The sequence below is a fragment of the Amnibacterium sp. genome, assembly GCF_025463795.1.
Classification (GTDB): domain Bacteria; phylum Actinomycetota; class Actinomycetes; order Actinomycetales; family Microbacteriaceae; genus Amnibacterium.
Genome location: NZ_JAODBE010000135.1, coordinates 1 through 19,732 on the forward strand (window position 1 = coordinate 1; position 19,732 = coordinate 19,732).

16 protein-coding genes and 1 pseudogene are annotated in these 19,732 nt (G+C 73.4%); 7 read left to right on the forward strand and 10 right to left on the reverse strand.

What is annotated here, in order from left to right; translation table 11 throughout:
* Positions 1 to 101 precede the first annotated feature (101 nt).
* Both manA and JWQ92_RS11820 read left to right on the forward strand, forming a co-directional pair.
* Positions 102 to 1,433, forward strand: a complete 1,332-nt coding sequence (gene manA, locus JWQ92_RS11815) for a mannose-6-phosphate isomerase, class I (protein ID WP_297344659.1) — start codon at positions 102 to 104, stop codon at positions 1,431 to 1,433.
* A 138-nt stretch (positions 1,434 to 1,571) separates the two neighbouring features.
* Positions 1,572 to 2,867, forward strand: a complete 1,296-nt coding sequence (locus tag JWQ92_RS11820; RefSeq protein WP_297344660.1) for a Wzz/FepE/Etk N-terminal domain-containing protein — start codon at positions 1,572 to 1,574, stop codon at positions 2,865 to 2,867.
* Between the two features lie 690 nt (positions 2,868 to 3,557).
* Here the strand turns inward: JWQ92_RS11820 and JWQ92_RS11825 are convergent.
* The 9 genes from JWQ92_RS11825 to JWQ92_RS11865 all read right to left on the reverse strand — a co-directional run bounded on the left by JWQ92_RS11825 (position 3,558) and on the right by JWQ92_RS11865 (position 14,190).
* On the reverse strand, positions 3,558 to 4,253 hold the full coding sequence (locus JWQ92_RS11825) for a glycosyltransferase (RefSeq protein ID WP_297344661.1): 696 nt from the start codon (positions 4,251 to 4,253) through the stop codon (positions 3,558 to 3,560).
* Positions 4,250 to 4,699, reverse strand: coding sequence for a PssD/Cps14F family polysaccharide biosynthesis glycosyltransferase (pssD, locus tag JWQ92_RS11830; RefSeq protein WP_297344662.1), 450 nt, complete (start codon positions 4,697 to 4,699; stop codon positions 4,250 to 4,252). The genes JWQ92_RS11825 and pssD overlap by 4 nt, the downstream gene beginning before the upstream one ends.
* Positions 4,700 to 4,703: 4 nt before the next feature.
* Complete coding sequence (locus tag JWQ92_RS11835; RefSeq protein WP_297344663.1) at positions 4,704 to 6,248, reverse strand: oligosaccharide flippase family protein; 1,545 nt, start codon at positions 6,246 to 6,248, stop codon at positions 4,704 to 4,706.
* Positions 6,245 to 7,537 (reverse strand): O-antigen ligase domain-containing protein, encoded by a 1,293-nt coding sequence (locus tag JWQ92_RS11840; protein WP_297344664.1) that lies wholly within the window; start codon positions 7,535 to 7,537, stop codon positions 6,245 to 6,247. Before JWQ92_RS11840 ends, JWQ92_RS11835 begins: the two co-directional genes overlap by 4 nt.
* A complete protein-coding gene (locus tag JWQ92_RS11845) occupies positions 7,534 to 8,460 on the reverse strand; it encodes a glycosyltransferase family 2 protein (protein ID WP_297344665.1) in 927 nt (308 codons plus the stop codon). The genes JWQ92_RS11840 and JWQ92_RS11845 overlap by 4 nt, the downstream gene beginning before the upstream one ends.
* Positions 8,460 to 9,218 carry a CDP-alcohol phosphatidyltransferase family protein gene (locus JWQ92_RS11850; protein WP_297344666.1) on the reverse strand — a complete coding sequence of 253 codons (759 nt, stop codon included), beginning with the start codon at positions 9,216 to 9,218 and terminating at the stop codon, positions 8,460 to 8,462. Before JWQ92_RS11850 ends, JWQ92_RS11845 begins: the two co-directional genes overlap by 1 nt.
* 13 nt (positions 9,219 to 9,231) lie before the next feature.
* Positions 9,232 to 12,684: a fibrinogen-like YCDxxxxGGGW domain-containing protein gene (locus tag JWQ92_RS11855; RefSeq protein WP_297344667.1), complete on the reverse strand. Its 3,453-nt coding sequence runs from the start codon at positions 12,682 to 12,684 to the stop codon at positions 9,232 to 9,234.
* A 102-nt stretch (positions 12,685 to 12,786) separates the two neighbouring features.
* Positions 12,787 to 13,440: a hypothetical protein gene (locus tag JWQ92_RS11860; RefSeq protein ID WP_297344668.1), complete on the reverse strand. Its 654-nt coding sequence runs from the start codon at positions 13,438 to 13,440 to the stop codon at positions 12,787 to 12,789.
* Positions 13,441 to 14,040: 600 nt separating this feature from the next.
* Entirely contained in the window at positions 14,041 to 14,190 is a 150-nt protein-coding gene (locus tag JWQ92_RS11865; RefSeq protein WP_297344669.1) for a hypothetical protein, read from the reverse strand.
* A gap of 613 nt (positions 14,191 to 14,803) precedes the next feature.
* Here JWQ92_RS11865 and JWQ92_RS11870 point away from each other — a divergent pair.
* Positions 14,804 to 15,640: a glycosyltransferase gene (locus JWQ92_RS11870; protein WP_297344670.1), complete on the forward strand. Its 837-nt coding sequence runs from the start codon at positions 14,804 to 14,806 to the stop codon at positions 15,638 to 15,640.
* 118 nt (positions 15,641 to 15,758) lie between these two features.
* Positions 15,759 to 17,075, forward strand: coding sequence for a UDP-glucose/GDP-mannose dehydrogenase family protein (locus tag JWQ92_RS11875; RefSeq protein ID WP_297344671.1), 1,317 nt, complete (start codon positions 15,759 to 15,761; stop codon positions 17,073 to 17,075).
* Between the two features lie 3 nt (positions 17,076 to 17,078).
* On the opposite strand, the gene JWQ92_RS11880 is transcribed toward JWQ92_RS11875, so the two are convergent.
* Positions 17,079 to 17,987, reverse strand: coding sequence for a GDSL-type esterase/lipase family protein (locus JWQ92_RS11880; RefSeq protein WP_297344672.1), 909 nt, complete (start codon positions 17,985 to 17,987; stop codon positions 17,079 to 17,081).
* 185 nt (positions 17,988 to 18,172) lie between these two features.
* Here JWQ92_RS11880 and JWQ92_RS11885 point away from each other — a divergent pair, with 185 nt between their 5' ends.
* The 3 genes and pseudogenes from JWQ92_RS11885 to JWQ92_RS11895 form a co-directional block, all read left to right on the forward strand.
* Positions 18,173 to 19,108 carry an alpha/beta hydrolase gene (locus JWQ92_RS11885; RefSeq protein ID WP_297344673.1) on the forward strand — a complete coding sequence of 312 codons (936 nt, stop codon included), beginning with the start codon at positions 18,173 to 18,175 and terminating at the stop codon, positions 19,106 to 19,108.
* Positions 19,109 to 19,170: 62 nt separating this feature from the next.
* Entirely contained in the window at positions 19,171 to 19,320 is a 150-nt protein-coding gene (locus tag JWQ92_RS11890) for a hypothetical protein (protein WP_297344674.1), read from the forward strand.
* Positions 19,321 to 19,432: 112 nt separating this feature from the next.
* Positions 19,433 to 19,732 (forward strand): annotated as a pseudogene (locus JWQ92_RS11895) (hypothetical protein); the annotation flags it as partial.

Sequence of the window (19,732 nt, forward strand, 5' to 3'; positions counted from 1 at the left end):
GCCACGGCGTCCCCGGGCGACGTCCGGGCGGGCACGGTAGAACGGAGGCAGACGCGCCACCAGAGCCGGCGCCCCCCGCTCGCGTGCAAGGACGGTCCCCGATGTTCGTCGGAATCACCAACACCCCCCGGGACTACGCCTGGGGCTCCCGCACCGCCATCGCGGAGCTGCTCGGCCGGCAGCCGTCCGGGGGGCCGGAGGCCGAGCTGTGGCTCGGCGCGCACCCGGCCTGCCCGTCCGTCGTGACGGACGCGACGCCCGCGTTCGCCGGCCGTGCCCTCGACGCCGTGATCGCCGAGGATCCCGCCCGCTTCCTCGGCCCCGGCCGCACGACGCTCCCGTTCCTTCTCAAGGTCCTCGCCGCCGACCAGCCGCTCTCCCTGCAGGCGCATCCGAACACGGCGCAGGCCGAAGCCGGGTTCGCTCGCGAGAACGAGGCGGGCGTCGCCGTCGACGCGGCGGAGCGCAACTACCGCGACGCGTCCGCCAAGCCCGAGCTGCTGCTCGCGCTGTCGCCGAGCTTCGAGGCGCTCGCCGGCTTCCAGCACGTCAGCACCCTCAGGCTGCTGTTCGAGGAGCTCATCCTGTTCAGCTCCGGCGACGACCGCACCGCGCTCCGCGCCTTCACCGACCGGCTCGCGGACGGCGACCCGGCGCTCGCCGCCTCCACCGGCAGCTCCCACGACGTCGCGGCGCTGAACCCGCCGGTCTCCGCGACGACGGCGCCCGTGCACACCGGCGCCGGCAACCCCCTGCGGGACACCGTCGAATGGCTGCTGCGCGGCGGGGACGACGTGGAGACCCTCATCGGGGCTGTCGTCCGTGCCGCGTCGGCGTCGGCCGGCACCTCCAGCTTCCGGCGCGAGTTCCTGACCGTCGGCCGGCTCGCCGAGCTGCACCCGGGCGACCCCGGCGTCGTGCTCAGCCTGCTGCTCAACCGCGTCTCCCTCGGACAGGGCCAGGCTCTGTTCCTCACGGCGGGCAGCATCCACGCGTACCTCGAGGGCCTCGGGATCGAGCTGATGACGTCGAGCGACAACGTGCTCCGGGGCGGTCTCACCGGCAAGCACGTCGATGTCGGCGAGCTGCTCGACGTCGTCGTGTTCGAGCAGCGGCCCGTGCCGCTCGTGCAGCCGGACTCGCCGGTCCCCGGCGTCGAGGTGTTCCGCACCGACGCGGACGACTTCGTGCTCGCCCAGGTCGCCCTCGGCGACGCCGCGGCCGTGCACGGCTACCGCCTCGCCGGGCCCGACAGCACCACCTTCGCGCTGACCGGGCCCGCGATCGTGCTCGTCGTCAGCGGGGGCCTGCGGATCGACGGCGCCACCGACCGGATCACCCTCGCCCGCGGCGACGCGGCGCTGATCACGCCTGACGAGGGCAGCCTCACGTTCTCGGGGTCCGGCGTCGCGTTCGTGGCCACCACGCCCTGACGTACCCCGGAATGGGGCTGATCCCCGTTCCGGGCGGGCGGGAGAATCGCAGCGGAGACCACCCACCTCCTGCAGCGGTCGCGCGCCCGGGCGCCCCCTGCCTCGACCCATGTGCCCGGGCCCCCCGAGGAGTTTGCTGTGGCCGATCCCACCCCCGACTGGACCATCGGAGTCGGACGCCTCGGCGCCCGCATCCTCCGCCGAAGGCTGACCTTCGCCTCGGTGAGCGTGCTCGTGCTCCTCGCCGCAGCCGCGGCAGGCCTGGCCGCACCGCACCAGTACTCGGCGACCGCTTCAGTGACGGTGTCGCCGATCCGGCTCTCCGCCACGTACTCCAACAACAACGACATCAACATCTCCACGGAGCGGGCCGTCATCGCCTCACGGCAGGTCGCGGCGATCGCCGCGAAGCAGCTGCACCCCGCCGTGGACCCGAGCACGCTGACCGCCGCGACCGTGGCGGCCGCGCCGTCCGGCTCGACCGTGCTGCAGGTGACCGTCACCGCTCCGACGGCGACCAGCGCCGCGGCCTGGGCGAACGCCGTCGCCGACGCGTACCTGACCTTCCGGGCGCAGTCCGCGCTCGTCGCCGCGCAGGCCTCGATCGACGCCCTCGACCAGCGCATCGCATCGGTCGACCCGAAGAACACGTCGACCCTGTCCGACCTCAAGGCGCAGCGCACGGCGCTCCTGCACGTCGGTGACGGCACGGCCCGGATCATCGGCCGCGCCTCCGTGCCGTCGTCGCCCTCGTCGATCGGGCTGTCGTCCTACCTCGTCGGCGGCCTCCTCGGCGGTCTGCTCCTCGGCGCCCTCGTCGCGATCGGATGGGACGTCGCCGACCGCCGGATCCGGTTCGCGAGCCGCTTCTCCGACCTCCTCCGGAGCCCGGCCGTCGTCATCCGCAGCGGTGACGACATCGAGGCGGCCCGCTGGATCCTCCGTGCGGTCCGGCGCCGCTCGGGCGCCCTGACGGACGGCCCCGCGGTCGTCGCGCTCATGACCCCGGTCGAGCTGCCCGTCGACGCCGTGATCGATTCGGTCACCGCCCTGTCGCGGCTGGCGGGCCTCGAGCTCGCGGTCGTCGACGACGGCGAGCTCGCCGGTGCGGACCTCGAGAACGAGTGGTCCTACCGACCCGTCGGCGACGACCGACCCGCACTCGTGCTGGTGGACGCCTCGCGCGTCGTCTCGCCCGCCCAGCGGCTCGTGATCGCCGACGCGGTCGACTCCGTGCTGGTGATCGCGACGCCGCGGAGCCGGGTCGCCGATGCCGCCGCTCTGCGCGACCTGTTCGCGGGTGACGACCCCGAGAAGCTCGTCCCCGTCTTCCTCGAGGCCGGCGCGCTCGTCCACCGTCCGCGCGGTGGCGGCGCCACGTCGCGCCACGGCGCCGCGGCCGGCGACCGGCAGCTGATGCCTTCCGGTCGCTGACGGGACACGGATGCCGAGGCCGGCCGGGACGCGGAGTCCCGGCCGGCTTCGCTTGCATGTCTAGGCGGAAGTCCCGCGTGTAGGCCGCAGTCCCGCCCGTAGGCCGACACGCCGTCGCCCGGTCTCCACCCGGGACGTCCCCCTACTCGCGGAACGAGGTGCCGGCCTTCCTGCCCACGCCCGGGCCAGCCGGACCAGCCGGCCCGCGATGCAGGGGAACCGCGAGTCACCCGGCGCGATCCCGGCGTGAGGTCCCGCGTGTAGGCAGCTGCCCCGCCCGTAGGCCGACACGCCGTCGCCCGGCCTCCACCCGGCACATCCCCCTACTCGCGGAACGAGGTGCCGGCCTCGCTGCGCACGCCCGGGGCAGCTCGAGCAGCCGGCCCGCGATGCAGGCGAACCGCGCGTCACCCTGCGCGATCCCGGCGTGAGGTCCCGCGTGTAGGCAGCTGTCCCGCCCGTAGGCCGGCACGCCGTCGCCCGGCCTCCACCCGGGACATCCCCCTACTCGCGGAACGAGGTGCCGGCCTTCCTGCCCATGCTCTGGGCAGGTCGAGCAGCCGGCCCGCGAGCCAGCCGACCCACGCCTCACTCCGGCGCGTCCGGGGCAGCCCACGCGCCCGAGGACGCAGCGTGCCCGGCGCCCGACCTCGAGGGCGGGACGCCGGGCACCACGGCGGTCGCGCGTGGTCAGGCGATGATGTGCCTCGACGCGCGCTCGCCGGCCATCGCGACGGGCAGCGCGAGCGGTTCCGGGTTCGACCGGACCGAGGCGACGTACGCCGGCTCCATGCCGCCGCCCTGGCGGGCGAGGCGGGCCGAGTCCGGGCGGATGCCGCCGACCTGACGGAAGCGGGGCCAGCGGACGAATCCCGCGGGCCGCTGCATGACGTCGTCGACGACCGCGGCGAGCGCGGCGGCCGTCCCGGCGACGGGGGAGGGGCGCGGTGCCCGGCGGAGCGACGCGGGATCGACGGCCGCGCGATCGAGCACGTCGTCGAACGTCACCTCGTCCTCGATGAGGATGGCCTCGGACCGGTCGGCCATGAAGCGGCCGAACACGACCTGGTGGCCGTCGATGTGCTCGTTGTAGTCCGGGTGCCGGGGCACGACGATCGGCATCTTGCCGACCGACGCCACGTCGAGGATCGAGCCGGGTCCGCCCTGAGTGACGACGATGTCGGCGTTCCGGTAGCGCTCGAGCATCTCCGCCCGGGGCAGGAGCTCCGCTCCGGCCCCGATGCGGGGTGCACGGGACGACCCGTACTGCACGAAGAGGTCGGTGTGGAAGGGCGCCGCGGTGACCCAGTTCTCCGTCCATTCGACGAGGCGGTCGAAGCGGTGGTGGTCGGTGCCGAGCGAGACGACCAGCGAGATGCCGTTCACAGCGTCGGTCCGATCAGGACGGCCTCGGGGTAGATCGCCCGCTGCTGCGGCCACTGGCTGCACATGGCGTCCGAGATCGGGTAGGACAGCCGTCCGGTCAGGGTGGGGCTGTCGACGCGGTCGAAGACCTCGATGTACACGGTGCGGATCCGGAGGAACCGGGCGACGACGAAGAACGGCAGGCTCACGCCGGCCCCGGTCGACACGACGACGTCCGGCCGCAGCCGGCGGAGCGTCTGGACGGCCAGGCCGAGGTTGCGCAGGGCGTTGGGGAGGTTGCGGGTGGTGGGGTGGTACGCCCAGGTCACCTGCTCGCCCTCGAGCGCGGCGACGGCGTCGGGCTTGCGGAACGTCACCCAGTGCCGGTCGTGCCGGCCCCACCAGTCGTCGAGCGGCAGCAGCTGCGCCAGGTGGCCTCCATCGGAAGCGACCAACAGGATTTTCACGGGTTCACCTTTCGATCCGGGTCAGATCGGGAAGCGGGGCGGCCGGGAGGCCGATGACTCGGGTCGTCATCCGACGCGGGAGAAGCGCGTCGAACCCCAGTTGGCGCCGCAGCAGGACGCATGCGGCGACGTAGACGAGCGCCAGGACGGCGCCGGAAAGAAGGAGGGCGGGCACGGTCTGACCGAGCACGGCGGCGCAGAGCAGGCCGCCTCCGCCGAAGATCGCGAGGGCGAGGCCCGCGGGCAAGACGACGAGCCGCGGTGAGCTGTGGATCCCGAGCTTGACGGCGACCTGCACGGTCGCGAGCGTCGTGTCGACGAGGATCGCGGCCGTCCAGCCGAGCGCGGCGCCGAGGAGCCCGAGCGGCGGGACGAGGACCACGGTGACGACCACGAGGGTCACGAGCTGCGCGATCCGGTTCCCCAGCTGCCAGGAGCTGCGGCCGCCCATGAGCAGGATGCTCTGCACCATGCCGGCCGTCGTGGACAGCATCATGGCGATGCTCACGAGGGCGAGGGGCAGGGCGCCGGCGACGAACTCCGGGCCGAACAGTGACAGCACCGCCGGCGCGAACACCGCGAGCGTGAGGTAGAAGGGCCACGCGACGGCGACGATGCCCCGGGTGACGTCGAGGAACAGCGCGGACGCCTGCTTCCGATCGCCGACCGCGAGGGCGCGGCTGATCCGCGGGCCGGTCACGATGCGCGCGGCCTGGTCGATCATCGTCCCGGCGTTCACGCACCGGTTGACGACCGCGTAGATGCCGCCGAGCACGGGCCCGGCAACGGCCAGCACGATGAGCACGCCCGCCCAGTCGATGGCGCGTTCCAGCACCGTCGATGCGCCGCGCGGGATCGCGAACCGCCAGAACTCGCGCGTCGAGGCGGGGGAGGGGGAGCCGAACGGGTCGCCGGCGCGCCGTAGCTGGCGTGCGAGCAGCACGGCGGCGATCGCGGCGACGATCACGAGGGGCGCGGCCCAGGCGCCGGCGACCCACTCCGCCCCGAGCCCGACGGTCATGCCGAGGCCGACGAGCAGCAGCCGTGACACCGGGAGCGCGAGGTTCTGGAGGGCCGTGTAGGGGAGGGTGCTGCCGATGCCGCGCGTCCCGCCGAGCAGGACCGCGAGGAGCGCTCCCGGTGCGAGGAACGGCGCCATGATCCGCAGCACCGCGGTCCCGTAGGCCGGATCGTTCGGGGCGACGACGGCGGCGAGCGGCGCCGCTGCGACGAAGACGACGACCGAGACCACGAGGGCGACGGCGACGACCGGGCCGACGGCGCCGCGGACGACCCGCGCGAGGTCGCTCCGCTGGCCCAGGGCCACCTTGCGGGACAGTGTCCGCACGAGCGCCGTGTCCGCGCCGAGCTGGAGTGCGTTCGACACGATCGCGAACAGGGCGATCGCCTGGAAGAACAGGCCGGTGCCCGCGGCGCCCAGCCGGTGACCGATCACCTGAGCGAGCAGCAGCGTCGCGATCGCGCCGATCACGATGCCGGCGAACGTCACGAGGCTCGCGCGGAGCAGGTTCTCGCTGCGGCCGGTCATCGGATCGTCTCCGTTCCCGATCGCGCGCGGAGGAGGATCGCGGCGAGCACGACCATCGCGATGGTCTGCGCGGTGCCGAGCCCGTACAGCCAGACGAGCGGGATCAGCATCACGAGCGACGAGTGCAGCCAGAGGGCCGGCGTGCCGGGCGCGCGGCCCGTGCTGACGACGGCGCCGATGAGGAACACGAGGAAGAGCCCGAGGCCGACGAAGCCGTACGAGTACATGAGGGTCCACGCGTGCCCCTGGCTGCCGAGCGGGTAGCCGATCGACACGTCGGTCTGCGGGCTCGCCCAGCCGAGGAACGGCGACTGCAGGGTCGCCGAGAACGTCGACGTGTAGAGGTCCGCACGCGTGCCCGTGCTGTCGCTGACCTGCTGGCGGGCGAGGATGCCCTGCAGGGCGCCGGAGGCGAGGAGGTAGCCCCCCGCGACGGCGACGGCCGCCGCGGCGCCGGCGGTGGCGAGCAGCCGCCCCCGCAGCGCGAGGCGGAGCACGACGTAGGTGATCGCCACGCCCAGGCCGAGGAGCATCCCGCGGTTGCTGGTCTGGATCGCCGGGTACAGCGACGCGACGAGGAGGGCGCCGAGCGCCCACCGGACCGGCCGCGCCGGGCGGAGGGCCAGGTAGGCGACGACGACCGGGGTGAGGATCGCGTACGCGGCGCCCCAGCTGTTCGCGTAGGGGAACGGGGCCGCGGGCCGGTTGAAGGGCACGGCGGCGCCCCACGGCTGCTGGACCTCGGCCATGGGCGGGTAGATCAGCTGGCTGACGAGCGAGTTCGTCTTCAGGCCGTCCGGCACGAGGAAGCTGACCGGCGTCTGCAGCCGCAGGTTCGGCATCGCGATGGCGCCGAACCCGAGCAGCACGACGACGACCCACAGCACGACGAGCGCCGCGATGGCGGTGCGGGGCGTGATCCGCTCTCGCGCGTTCATGTAGTAGAGGCCGGCGACGCCCGCCGCGACCAGGTCGCCGAGGCGCTGCGCGTAGCCGATCGCCTGCGGCAGGGTGTGCAGGCCGACGGCGCAGGCGAGCACCCAGAGGATCAGCGCGCCCCACGGGAGCAGCCCGGTCGCGGGACGCAGGCGGCCGCGCACGAGGAGGAACACCGCCATCACCACGGCGATCCCGAGGGAGGCGAACGCGGTCGCGCCGAGCGCCCACTCCACCGGGTAGCCGGCGACCATGGCGATCAGCGGCCACGCGGGCAGGACTCCGCGGCCGTCGGGCGCGGCGGGCCGGGCGACGACGGTGCGACGTTCGAGGACGGCGGCGGTGCCGGTCACAGGCCGCGCCCCCGACGGTTCACGAGGTCCACGAGGAGGGCGGGCGGAGCGAGGTGCGCGGCGATCGCGAGGGCGGCGTAGGCACGCAGCTGCCGCCGGTCGTTCCGGATGGCGTCGACCGCCCAGGCCCGCGCCTCGGCACGTCGGCCGAGCGCCGCGTGGGCGAAGGCGACCTGGCCCGCGATGCGGGCGGTGCCGCGAGGGGTGTCGGCGAACTCCGGGAACTTGCGGAGCAGGTAGGAGAGGCCCGCGGCGATGCCCTCCCACCGGCCGGCGAAGAAGGAGGTCCGCTTCCAGTTGATGACGACGAGGGGTTCGACGACGCTCACGACGGGCCCGAGGCGGGCGGCGCGGAGCAGAAGGTCGTAGTCCTCCCCGTAGGAGGCGGGCAGGTCCTCGTCGACGAGTCCGATGCCGCCGAGCAGGTCCGACCGGCGGAGCAGGAACGTCGACGGGTGGATCTCGGTGATCCTCGAGTCGAGGAAGTCGGCGAACGTCGCACGGGCCGGAGGGAGGCGCACGTGCGATCCGCCCGCGGACTCGATGCGGATGCCGGTCGCGACCAGTGCGGCGTCGGGGACGGCGGCCCAGGTGCGCAGCTGCGCCGCGAGCTTGCCGTCGAGCCACTCGTCGTCGTCGTCGCAGAAGGCGATCAGCTCGCCGGCGGCGGCGAGGATGCCGGTGTTGCGGCCGCCGGCGAGGCCGGGGGTCCGCGCGTTCGTGAGGGTGCGCAGCACCCGGCCGGCGGGGACGACGACGTCGGCGAGCTCGTCGACGGCGACCTGGTCGAAGACCACGAGCACCTCGACGGTGCCGGCGTGGTCCTGGGAGAGCGCCGCGGACACGGCCTTGCGCAGGAGTTCCGGCCGGCCGCGGGTGGCGATGATCACGCTGACGGCGGGGGACGTGGTGTGCTCGGACATCAGGACTGGTTCTCCCGCTGGGTCAGGTGCTGGTACTTGCGGCGCATCGAGGCGGCCATGTGGACGGTGTTGAGGAGGAGGAGCACGGCGTACGCGGCGGCGAACCACTGGGGGGCGCCCCACAGCAGGAACAGCCAGCAGAGGACGCCGGTGTCGTTCGGCAGGGTCAGCCAGGACTTCGCGACGCCTCCGCCGGACACGGACCGGTGCACGCGCCCGCTCAGCTGCTCGGCGAGGATCTGGCTCGTGAACTGGCCGACGGCCACCACGCAGAAGACCAGGGCGGCGTCGCGCAGCCACCACGCCACCGACGGCTGCGCGAGCAGGCCGACGAAGACGGCGAGGTGCACGGCGGGCGTACGGATCGCGTCGACGACGTGGTCGAGCCATTCGCCGGCGGCGCTGCCGGTGCCCGACAGCCGGGCGACCTGCCCGTCCGCCGAGTCGAGCAGGTAGCCGGCGGCGAAGAGCACGGCGGCGGCGACCGCGACGGTCGGCGTGGCCGGCGCGGCCGCGACGAGCGCGATCGCGACGAGCGACACGGCTGCGCTGGCGGCGGTGACCTGGTTGGGGCTGAGCCCCGCCCGGTACGCGGCGGCGGCCGCGTACCGGGCGAGCCGGCGGTTGACCCACCGGGTGTAGGCGGGGAACCCCGCGCCGGGCTTCTGCACCGCCGCGAGGGCGGCGAGGGCGTCGCCGTAGCGCCGTGCGGGTCGCAGGCGTGCCGGGGCCGGAAGGACCCGATCCGTGAGCGTCATCGAGGTGCTCCTGTCAGTTCACGACGGCGGCGAGGTCGAAGCTCGAGCTCGGCGTGGTCTTGTAGTTGGAGTGGACCTCGACGGCGATCACGTTCGTGCCCTCGACGAGCAGCGACGACGGCACGGTGAAGTGCACGGGGTTCGCTTCCGCGGTCGCGGTGCTCGGGGCGGACAGGGCGTACGTGGACGCCGTCAGGGTGCCGGTGGGCAGGTTCGACCGGCCGACCTCCGTGCCGTTGACGAAGACGGCGATGCCGTCGTCCGCCCGAGTCGTGAGCGTCAGCCCCGACGTCGGCAGGGTGCCGTTCGCGATCGAGAACGAGCCTCGGAAGTAGCTCGTGATCGGCCGGCCCGTCGAGGGCGCGGGGATCTGGGTGGTGATGTCACCCGTTCCCCAGCCGAGCACGCCCTTGCCGGTCGGCCATGCCGAGGCGTCGAAGGAGGCCGAGCGCCATGTCGAGTCCGGAGCCGTGGCCGTCGAGGAGTAGGACCACGTCGAGCCCGTGCGGACCACGGTGGTGCCGCTCGCGAGCGGACCGGCCTGCGGCGCCACGACCTTCCCGTCGGCCTGGGCGTCCAGGTCGAAGGTCGCCGTCGCCGTCGACCGGAAGTTCGAGTGCACCTCGGCGGCGATCACGTCGGTGCCGGCCACGAACGCCGAGGACGGCACCGTGATCGTCACCGGATGCGCGACCGCGTTGGCGGTGGTCACCGAGCTGGACGCGTACGTCCCGTTGGTGATCGCCCCGCTCGGCATGTTCGAGCGGCCGACCTCCTGGCCGTTCACGTAGACCACGACACCGTCGTCGGCCCGCGTCGTGATCGTCACGGTGCCGAGCGAGCTCGGGTCGCCCACGGAGAACGACTTGCGGTAGTAGGCGGTGATCGGCTTCGGCGTGATCGCGGATCCGACGGTGGTCACGACGCTCGCGTCGCCCCAGCCGAGCGGCGCGGCGCCCGACGCCCACGACGAGTCGTCGAAGGCCGCGGTGTTCCAGGAGCCGTCCGGACCGGTCGGCGGGAACAGGTAGTGCCAGCTCGCGCCGTCGGCGACCAGCGTGCCGGCGGCGGGGGCCGGCGGCGTGGCCGAGGCGGTGGCGGCAGCCGTGCTCGCGGACAGGTTGCCCGACGGGTCCGCCGCCCGCACGAAGTACTTCGTGCCGGTCGGCGCCGACGGGAGCGCGATGGACGTGCTCGCCGTGGTGGCGATGACGCGGTCGTTGCGGAGCACCTGGTAGGTCACCGCGCCGCCGGCGTCCGTGGAGGCCTTCCAGGTCGCGGCCACGCCGGTCCCGGTCGTCGTCACGGTCAGGGCGCTCGGCGCCGTCGGCGCCGTCGAGTCGTTCCGGGCGAACCGGGCGTATCCGCCGGCCCACGCCTTGCCGGTGGCCCCGGTGCGCACGGCGGTGAAGTCGCCGCCCATCCAGGTCACGCCGGTGGAGTCGGTGAACACGGCCCAGCCGCCTGCACCCTCACGCTCGGTGAAGGACGGGCTGAAGGACGTCTCGTAGGCGCCGGTCGCCGCGTTCCACGCGCCGACACCCTCGATCTTCGAGACCTTCGTCCACGCGGTGCCCGGGTCCGTCCAGCTCGCGCCGACGTGCGCATCCGAGTAGGAGGCGAGGTAGCAGTGGCAGCCGCCGTAGACGTTCGTGCCGTCCGTGGCGAGGACCTGGCCGTCGCCGCCCTCGGAGGACATGACGTTGGTGCTGGCCTCGCTCAGGTCGGCACGGTTGTAGCTGAAGATCATGTGCTCGGAGCCGCCGATCCAGACGCGGTTCCCGACCTCGCGGACGGCCTGCTGGTAGGTGGCCGTCTTGCCCTTCGCGATCGTGGCGGCGGTGTCCGGGGACGTGAACTTCACCGTCCAGGGGAGCACGGAGCCGCCGTTCGCCGTGGTGACGGCCGCCACCCGGTACGCGGACGAGGTCTTGTCGTCGGCGAAGTAGCCTGCGAAGTACACGCGGTCGCCCTGGGATGAGGCATCCAGGCTGATCACCGTGCCGTCGAACTCGAACGTCAGGTTCTTGTCCGGCGTGCCGTCGGTCACGGAGAGGCGGACCGCGTTGCGCGAGTAGACCTGCGCCGTGGTGCTGCCGCCCGTCGCGTGGGTGAAGGTGCCGCCGACGTAGAGCCAGCCGCCCTGCACCTCGAGCGCACGCACGATGGCCTGGCCGCCGCTGGCGGTCAGCGCGTTGATGAGCCGGCCGGTGAACGCCGTGTCGACGGCGCCGGTGGCCGGGTCGAGCACGACGAGGCCGTTCTCGGCCTTCCCGTTCACCTGGCTGAAGTCGCCACCGGCGACGATGCGGCCGTCCGGGAGGGTGGCGAGCGCCTTGACCTCCTGGTTGAAGACCGGCGCGAAGCCGGGCACGAACGCGCCCGTCTTCACGTCGAACGCGGCGAGGTAGGACTGGTTCACGAGGCCCGTGCCCTTCGAGTCCTTCTGCACGTGCGCGAAGTTGCCGCCGACGTACACGTCGCCCTTCGACTCGGTGAACGCGGACACCTCGGTGTCCTCGATGCCGGTGCCGGCCGCGCCGAGGCCGTTCACGCCCCAGACCGTCGGCATGGCGAGGCTCTTCGCCACGCTGCCCTGGGCGACCGCCGGCGTCCCCGAGTCCGGGATGGCCGAGAGGATGCTGCTGCTTACGAGCTTCGGGCGCAGGTAGACCTGCGTGAAGGGCCGGGCGTAGCCGACGGACCCCTTCCAGATGTAGCTGTCGGCCGCGGTGGTGCCGGCGACGGCGTTGCCGTAGCCGAAGCCGTTCTGGTAGCCGACCGTCTTGTTCACGGTGGTCTGCACCTCGGTGACGCCGGCGGCGGTGCCCGTGCCGAAGGCCTTCGTGGTGCCGCCGGTCCCGCTCGTGGAATCGAACCTCCAGGTCGCGATCCGCTGCAGGTCGGCGAAGAGCCACGACCAGTCGTCGCGGGGCGAGCTGAAGGTGAAGCGCGCCTCCTGCCAGCTCGCGCCCGCCGTGTCGGTCGCCCGGCGGAGCCGCACGCCGTCCGGGAGGCTCGACACGGACTGGTTGTTCAGGAGGCCGTCGACCGTGGTCGCGCTCAGCTCGCGGGCGTCGAACGCCGCGGTACCCGTGATCGTGTCGCGAACCTGCGCGGCGGTGCCGTAGCCCTCGCCGGACTGGCTCCAGTTCTCTCGGCCGCGGCCGATGAGCACCCAGCCGCCACCGTCGGTGGTCTGGTCGCAGAAGAACTGCTGCGGCGAGCCGAGCGCCGGGGTGTAGAGCCAGTAGACGCCGTTCGGCGCCGACGGGGTGTTCACCTTCACCTCCCAGCAGGAGGCGGCGGCGGTCGCCGCGCTGAGGCCGTCCGGCGTCGGCAGCGAGCTGCTGTCGGCCTGGGCGGGGGCGACGACGCTCATCAGCGTGACGCCCGCGACGGCGCCGATGCTCGCGATGAGCTTCAGGCCGAGCCGCTTCGGTCGGTTCGGGGAGGAGAGAGGCACGTGGGGCTCCGTTGGGGGGACGGGACCTGCGGGACGCAGGTGGGGTGGGGGATCGGGAGGGAGAAGGGTGCGGGGAACGCCGGGGAGGCGGGACCGGGCCGGTCAGCAGGTCGGGTCGGTCGGGAAGGAGTGGTGCACGACGCGCCAGCCGCCGTCGAGGTACTCGAGCGCGTAGAGGTTGAGGTAGCGCTTCGGCGTGGACGACGCCGGGTAGACCGGCTTGCCCGCGGCCGTGCGCAGCGTGACGGAGGACGAGTCGAGGCAGGCCTGGACCTCCGCGGTCCGCGTCGTGCCGGTCGTGTCCGCGCGAAGCACCTTCACGCCGTCGACGCGGGTGCGCCCCGTCGTCGTCCAGTGGTTGGTCGTGTACTCGAGCTGCGAGGCCTGGACCTCCGCGAGAGCGGCGCCGGTGACGATCCGCTCGAGCGACGCGGTGGTCGACGTCGGCGTCAGCGCGTCGATCGACTTCACGTAGGACGCCACGACGGTGCCGGCCGTCGACCTGGTCATCGACGTGGCGGTGGCGGACGCCTTCGGCAACGCGGTCGCCGAAGGGAGCGCCGAGGCGAGAGGCGTCGAGGCGGGATGCGGAGCCGCAGTGGTCCTGGACGGGCCGCCGGCGAGGATCGCCGCCGCGGTGCCGCCGACGGCCAGCGCGACGGCGGCGGCGGTCAGGGCGAGCAGGAACGGCTTGCGCCGCGGGCTGCGGGGGGTCGGGGATTCGTCCGGGCGTCGCTCGGAGGGGCTTTTCGGCATGCGTGTATACCTGTCGGGTCACAGGGGAACGGGGAATTCTCTTCCGGCTCGGTTCGACCGAATTCCGCCGAATGGGTGTGCGGCGGCGGGAAAGAGGATCCCGGGGAGGAGAGTCCCATCATGGAGCGGCGGGAAGGGGGACAGAAGTCCCGCTTTCGGGGGGCGACCAGACCGTTCAGATGACCTGGTGCGGGACAGGGCTCGCGGACAGCAGGGCACGCACGTGGGCCGAGCTGAGCCGGGCCGACCGTCGCTGGTGAAGTCGCGAGCCGGTCGGCGCGGATGAGGCCGCCCGCGGCGCCTGGAGCGCGTGCGGACTCACCGGCAGAGCGGTGGGCCCGAGGGACGGACGCTCGTGCGGGCCGGGCAGCGCGGTCCGGCCGCCGCGGGGCATCGCCACACGCGGCACGTCGTCGTCGGCGAGCAGCCGATCGGCGGCTCAGGCCGCAGGATCGCGCGGAAGGCCGCGGGCAGCCGCCGGCAGTCGGCGTGGATCAGGGGGATCGAGGAACGCCCCTGATGCGGGTGCGGTTCGGCCCTCCGGCGCGGGCCGGGCGGCCACGGGGAGGGGGAGGGACGACGGGGAGTTGGGTCGACGCGTCAGTGGTGCGCGACCGCGGAGGGGGTGTGATGCCGCCGTGTCACGGCCTCGGCGGGGGTCGGCGTCGGCCGGATGTCGCCGGGCCAGGCGTCGAAGAGATCCTCGCCGTGCAGGAAGCGGTACAGGCGGAACTGCAGTCGACGGATCATGGGGTACTCCTGATTCGGGGAATGGGTGTTTCTACCGAAGAGCACGATGATTCTGCGTCCGGAAGTGGAAAGAGAATCCCCCGATCGGGTGACGTGCACGTGAACAGGAGAAGGAATTCGCGTTCCGGCACGGGATTCCCGACCCGATCCGTCCTTCTTCCGGCATCCATAGCGGGGAGAGGCTTCGTTCTGCAAAGCCTCTCCGCCGCGGTGTCCGGGTCGATGGAGAGGGCCCGGATCCCACCTCCCGCCGGAGGACGTCGACTTCCCGGGCAAGCGGGATCGGTATGCAGTCGTGAGCATCCGAACTGCTGCACGGTGGAATTCGGCTTGCCTTCATGTGAGACTGTCGGTCCAGGCCACTGGACGTTCACCCAGACGTCGAAAGGAGGTCGCCGGTTTTGGACCCCGAACACATCCGAATCCAGCGACAGCAGCGCACCATCGGACCCGAGGCATAGCCGTGGTCCTTCAGCGAGCCGCTAGTCCAAGGACCGAGCGACCGCACGGCGCGGTGGACGGTAGGCGGAAGTATCTCTTCGCCGCCTCCACCGGAGGCCATCTGGCCCAGCTGGTGCGCTTCTCGAATTCGCTCGACCCCCATCCCGATTCCATGTGGATCACCTTCGAGACGCCGCAGAGCATCTCGTTGCTGCGGGGCAAGCGCGTCACCTACGTGCCCTACATCGCCTCCCGCGACTACCCGGGCGTCGCGAGAGCCCTCGCGCCGATCTCCCGCGTGCTCCGCGCTGAGCGCTTCGACGAGCTCATCAGCACCGGGGCGGCCCTCGCCCTCGCGGCGATGGGCACCGCGGCGTTCGCAGGCGTGCCGCGGACCTACATCGAGAGCGTGTCCCGCGTCGAAGGCCCTTCACTGACCGGCCGGATCCTCGCGACGCTCCACCTCGCCGACCTGTACACGCAGCATGCGGGATGGGCGGGGGGCCGGTGGAAGAACCACGAGAGCGTGCTCTCGCTGTTCCGCTCGGTGCCGAACCCCATGCCGCCCGCGCCCGACCGTCCGCTCCGCGCGTTCGTGACCCTCGGGACGATCCGGCCCTTCCGCTTCGACGCGGTGCTCGACTCACTCGCCGCCAGCGGATCGCTGTCCGAGGAGAGCGTCTGGCAGGTCGGCGTCACCGATCGGCGCGATCTGCCGGGGCGGATCGTCGCCCAGGTGGGCGGCGACGAGTTCATGGAGCAGGCCCGGGCCGCCGACGTCGTCGTGACCCACGCCGGCGTCGGCACGATCCTCGCGCTGCTCGAGGCCGGGATCCACCCGGTCGTGGTTCCCCGGCGCAAGGAGCGCCGGGAGCACGTCGACGACCACCAGCTGCAGATCAGCAGGCTGGTCGCCCGCCTCGGCGTCGCCACCGTCGTGGAAGCGGATGCGCTGGCGGAGGCGGACCTCCGCCGCGCCGCGTCGCTCCGGGTCGCACCCTCCGACTGACCCACCCGCATCACCGAGCGTCCGGTTCGCCGGGGCTCGATCGTGCCGGCATGCGAGCGATCCCGCCCGCCCGCCCCATCGCCTCACGCCGGACGACCCGGCTGGACAAGGAGCCCCTGTGAAGATCTCCGTCATCGGCTGCGGCTATCTCGGTGCCGTGCATGCCGCCTCCCTCGCCGAGCTCGGCCACGAGGTGATCGGCATCGACGTCGATGCGGCCAAGGTCCGCGACCTCGCCGCGGGGCAGGCGCCCTTCTTCGAGCCCGGCCTCGGTGAGATCCTTCAGTCCGCCTCCGCCTCCGGACGGCTGCGGTTCTCGACGGACATGAGCGAGGTGCGGGACGCGCAGGTGCACTTCGTCGCCGTCGGCACCCCGCAGACCCGCGGGGGCGGCGCCGCCGACCTCACCTACGTGAACGCGGCGATCGAGGGCCTGCTCCCGCACCTGTCCGCGGGAGACCTCGTCGTCGGCAAGTCCACGGTGCCCGTCGGCACCGCCGCGCGGCTGGCCGCCCGGATCGACGAGTCGGGAAGCGGCGCGCTGCTGGCCTGGAACCCGGAGTTCCTCCGCGAGGGCTTCGCGGTGCAGGACACGATCGCACCCGACCGGCTCGTCTACGGGCTGCCGCCGGGCGGTGAGCACCGCGAGGTCGCGAAGCGCCTCCTCGACGAGGTGTACGCGACCGCGCTCGGCAAGGGCACCCCGCTTGTGGAGACCGACTTCGCCACGGCCGAGCTCGTCAAGGTCGCGGCGAACGCGTTCCTCGCCACGAAGATCTCGTTCATCAACGCGATGGCGGAGATCGCCGAGGTCGCGGATGCGGACGTCACGGCCCTCGCGGATGCGATCGGCTACGACCCGCGCATCGGCCGGCGCTTCCTGAACGCCGGGATCGGGTTCGGCGGCGGCTGCCTGCCGAAGGACATCCGCGCCTTCTCCGCGCGGGCCGAGGAGCTGGGGCGCGGCGAGAGCGTCGCCTTCCTGAAGGAGATCGACGCGATCAACATGCGCCGCAGGCAGCGCATGGTCGAGCTGGTGACGGAGGCGCTCGGTGGCCAGGTGTACCAGAAGAAGGTCGCGGTGCTCGGGCTCGCCTTCAAGCCGGACTCCGACGACGTGCGCGACTCGCCGGCCCTCGACGTGGCGGTGCAGCTCAACGGCCTCGGTGCCCACGTGATCGCCACGGACCCGAAGGCGATCCCGAACTCCATCCGGCTGCATCCGCAGCTCGGCTTCGCGACCGACACCGACGACGCCCTGCACGGGGCCGACGTCGTCGTGCTCGTCACCGAGTGGAAGGACTACCGCGAGTTGGACCCGGTGGCGACCGCCGAGCTCGTGCGGTCGAAGGTCATCATCGACGGCCGCAACGTGCTGGACCCCGTCGCCTGGCGCGCCGCCGGCTGGACCTACCGGGGGATGGGCCGGCCCTGACCGTCAGCCGCCCGCGAGGGCGGCCCACTCGATCGCGGCCAGCTCGCGCAGGCCGGCGATCGACGGATGGAAGTAGTCGAGCGGCGAGAGCTGGGCGATCGTCGGCTGGTAGCGGTTCAGCGCGCCGCCGTCCCACACGCACCGGCGCAGCGTCGCGCAGGTGGTCGCGAGCGACCCGTTGTAGGCGTCGATGCGGTCGCGCACGGTCGCGAGGCGGCTCTGCGTCGCTTCCGAGTCCGACCGCGGGTCGCCGAGCACGGTCGTGCAGCCGCCGAGCGTGCTCCAGAGGAAGCGGGCGGTCGGGTTCGAGGAGGCGACCGGACGCAGGTCCGTGACGTCCGGGACGGACGCGACGAGGATCCGTGCGTCGGGGAGGGCTGCCGCCAGTCGCGTCAGCTGCGCGTCGACGACGGCGGAGTAGGTCTGCGCGGAGGTCATGTCGGCGACCCTCGCCCGGCAGACGTCGTTGCCGCCGATCAGCACCGTGACGATGTCGGGCTGCTGCGCGATCGCGAGGTCGACCTGCCGCGGCAGGTCACCGACGGAGACGCCCGACCGCGCGTCGTCGTGCACCGTCACCGGCGCGCCGGTCTGCGCGCGGAGCCGACTCGCGATGCTGTTCACGGTCGTGTTCGTGCCGGTGATCCACGACACGGAGGGGCAGTCGCCGTAGTGGTCGCACGCGTCGTAGCCGCGGGACAGCGAGTCGCCGAGTGCCGCGACGACGGTCGGGCGGGTGCCCTCCGCCGTCGTCGTGCGGGGTGCCGGCGTCCGGGCGGCGGGCGCCGCGCTCGTCGCCGCCGGCCGGGACGCGGCCGGGGAAACGGACGGGCTCGAGCAGGCGGCGAGCGCAAGTGCCAGGATCGCGGCGCAGGCAGCGGCCGGCACGCGGGCGCGGGGTGCCGATCGCATCGGTCCATCCTCCCTCGGGCGCCCCGGCCTCCTGCGCCCGTTCGCGCCCCGCGGACGGCGCCCGGCGGCGGAGCGCCGACCCGGCACCGCCGGGCGCCGTTCCGGTCGGGGCGGGGAACCCGGATGCGGCGGACGGCAGGATGGAGTGGCGCCCATCGACCCGGGTTGCGGAAGGAACCGTGCCCGTGCCCGTGCATCCGCTGATCGCCGCCCGCCTTCCACTGATCCGCGACCTGCAGCCGGGCTTCGACGTCGACGACGTGCCCGAGTCGGCCCTCGGCTGGTTCGCGCCGTTCGGGGACTACGCGCTGCCGGACGTCGCGGTCGAGGATCGCCGCATCGAGGGTCCGCACGGGGCGATCCCGATCCGGATCTACCGGCCGGTCGGCTCGTCCGGCCCGCGCCCGGGACTGCTCTGGAACCACGGCGGCGGCTTCACGGCCGGCGATCTGGACATGCCGGAGGCGCACGTGGTCGGCGCGGAGGTCGCCGTGCGCGCCGGCGCCGTCGTGGTGAGCGTCGACTACCGGCTCGCCGTCGGCGGCGTGCGCTACCCGATTCCCGTCGACGACGTGGCGGCGGCCTGGGACTGGTTCCGGGGCGCCACGGGCGAGCTCGGCGTCGATCCGGCGCACGCCGCGATCGGCGGCGCCAGCGCCGGCGCCAACCTCGCGGTGGCTGCCGTCCTGCGAGCCCGCGACGCGGGGCACCCGCTGCCCACCGCGATGCTGCTGGCCTACCCGGCCCTGCACTTCCCGACGCCGGCGCTGCCCGACGCCCTCGCCGCGGAGATGCGCGAGCTGCCGCTGCTCCTGCGGTTCACCCCGCGGATGATCACCGACATCACCGCCGCCTACCTCGGCCGCATCACGGACATCCCGTCGAACCTGATGCCGGGGCTCGCCGACCTCACCCGCCTGCCGCCCGCCCACATCGTGGTCAGCGAGTACGACGACCTGCGCGCGTCGGGGGAGCTGTTCGTCGAGCAGCTCACCGAGCGCGGGATCCCGGTCGAGCTCACCGTCGCCGCGGGCATGCTGCACGGGCACCTCAACATCCCGCCGGTGCCCGAGCTGCCCGAGGTCGGCCGCACGATCGACTTCCTGGCGGCCGGGCTGTGAGCGGCGGCACGCGATCGCGCGGCGCGAGGCGGCCGAGGGATCCGCGGATCCGCGCCCTGCTCGTGATCCTCCTGGTCCTGGCCGTCGGCGGCGTCGCCGACGCGCTCGTCGGCCTCGCGCAGCGGCAGCCGCTGCCGATCGTCGAGGGCGGAAGCCTGTTCGTCGTCGCCCTGCTCTGCGCGTTCTTCGCCGCTCGCCGCTCCCGGCCCTGACCCGTCAGGCGGATGCCCGCGCTCCCCGCGGACCGGAAGCGCCGGGGATCCGTCCGGCCCTGCCCCCGAAGCACCGCCCTCGGTAGGCTCGGCCGCCGAACGAGGAGGGCCGATGCCGACCGACGAACCCACGGGGACGCCCGAGGAGCGTCCTGAGGAAGGCCGCCGTGAGGGGGCCGCCGATCAGCCCTGGGTGGCGCCCTCGTCCCGTCCCGGCGCGGGCCGGAGCTCCGCCGACGACACCCCCACGTCGCCCGAGCCGCTGCCGCCCGTCGCGCCGCCGCCCGGCGCGTACCCGCCGCCGGAGGGCGCCCCGACCGCCGCCTACCCGACTCCGGCCCCGACGGCTGCGTCCCCGACCGCGGCCTACCCGCCGCCGTCGGGCGAACCGGGCCCGGCAGCGGGACCGGGG

Bases quoted from the DNA above. Each gene is read 5' to 3' on its own strand.
- manA (WP_297344659.1), top strand. From the start codon at position 102: ATGTTCGTCGGAATCACCAACACCCCCCGGGACTACGCCTGGGGCTCC.
- JWQ92_RS11835 (WP_297344663.1), bottom strand. From the start codon at position 6,248: ATGACCGGCCGCAGCGAGAACCTGCTCCGCGCGAGCCTCGTGACGTTC.
- JWQ92_RS11845 (WP_297344665.1), bottom strand. From the start codon at position 8,460: ATGTCCGAGCACACCACGTCCCCCGCCGTCAGCGTGATCATCGCCACC.
- JWQ92_RS11850 (WP_297344666.1), bottom strand. From the start codon at position 9,218: ATGACGCTCACGGATCGGGTCCTTCCGGCCCCGGCACGCCTGCGACCC.
- JWQ92_RS11860 (WP_297344668.1), bottom strand. From the start codon at position 13,440: ATGCCGAAAAGCCCCTCCGAGCGACGCCCGGACGAATCCCCGACCCCC.
- JWQ92_RS11865 (WP_297344669.1), bottom strand. From the start codon at position 14,190: ATGATCCGTCGACTGCAGTTCCGCCTGTACCGCTTCCTGCACGGCGAG.
- JWQ92_RS11870 (WP_297344670.1), top strand. From the start codon at position 14,804: ATGTGGATCACCTTCGAGACGCCGCAGAGCATCTCGTTGCTGCGGGGC.
- JWQ92_RS11880 (WP_297344672.1), bottom strand. From the start codon at position 17,987: ATGCGATCGGCACCCCGCGCCCGCGTGCCGGCCGCTGCCTGCGCCGCG.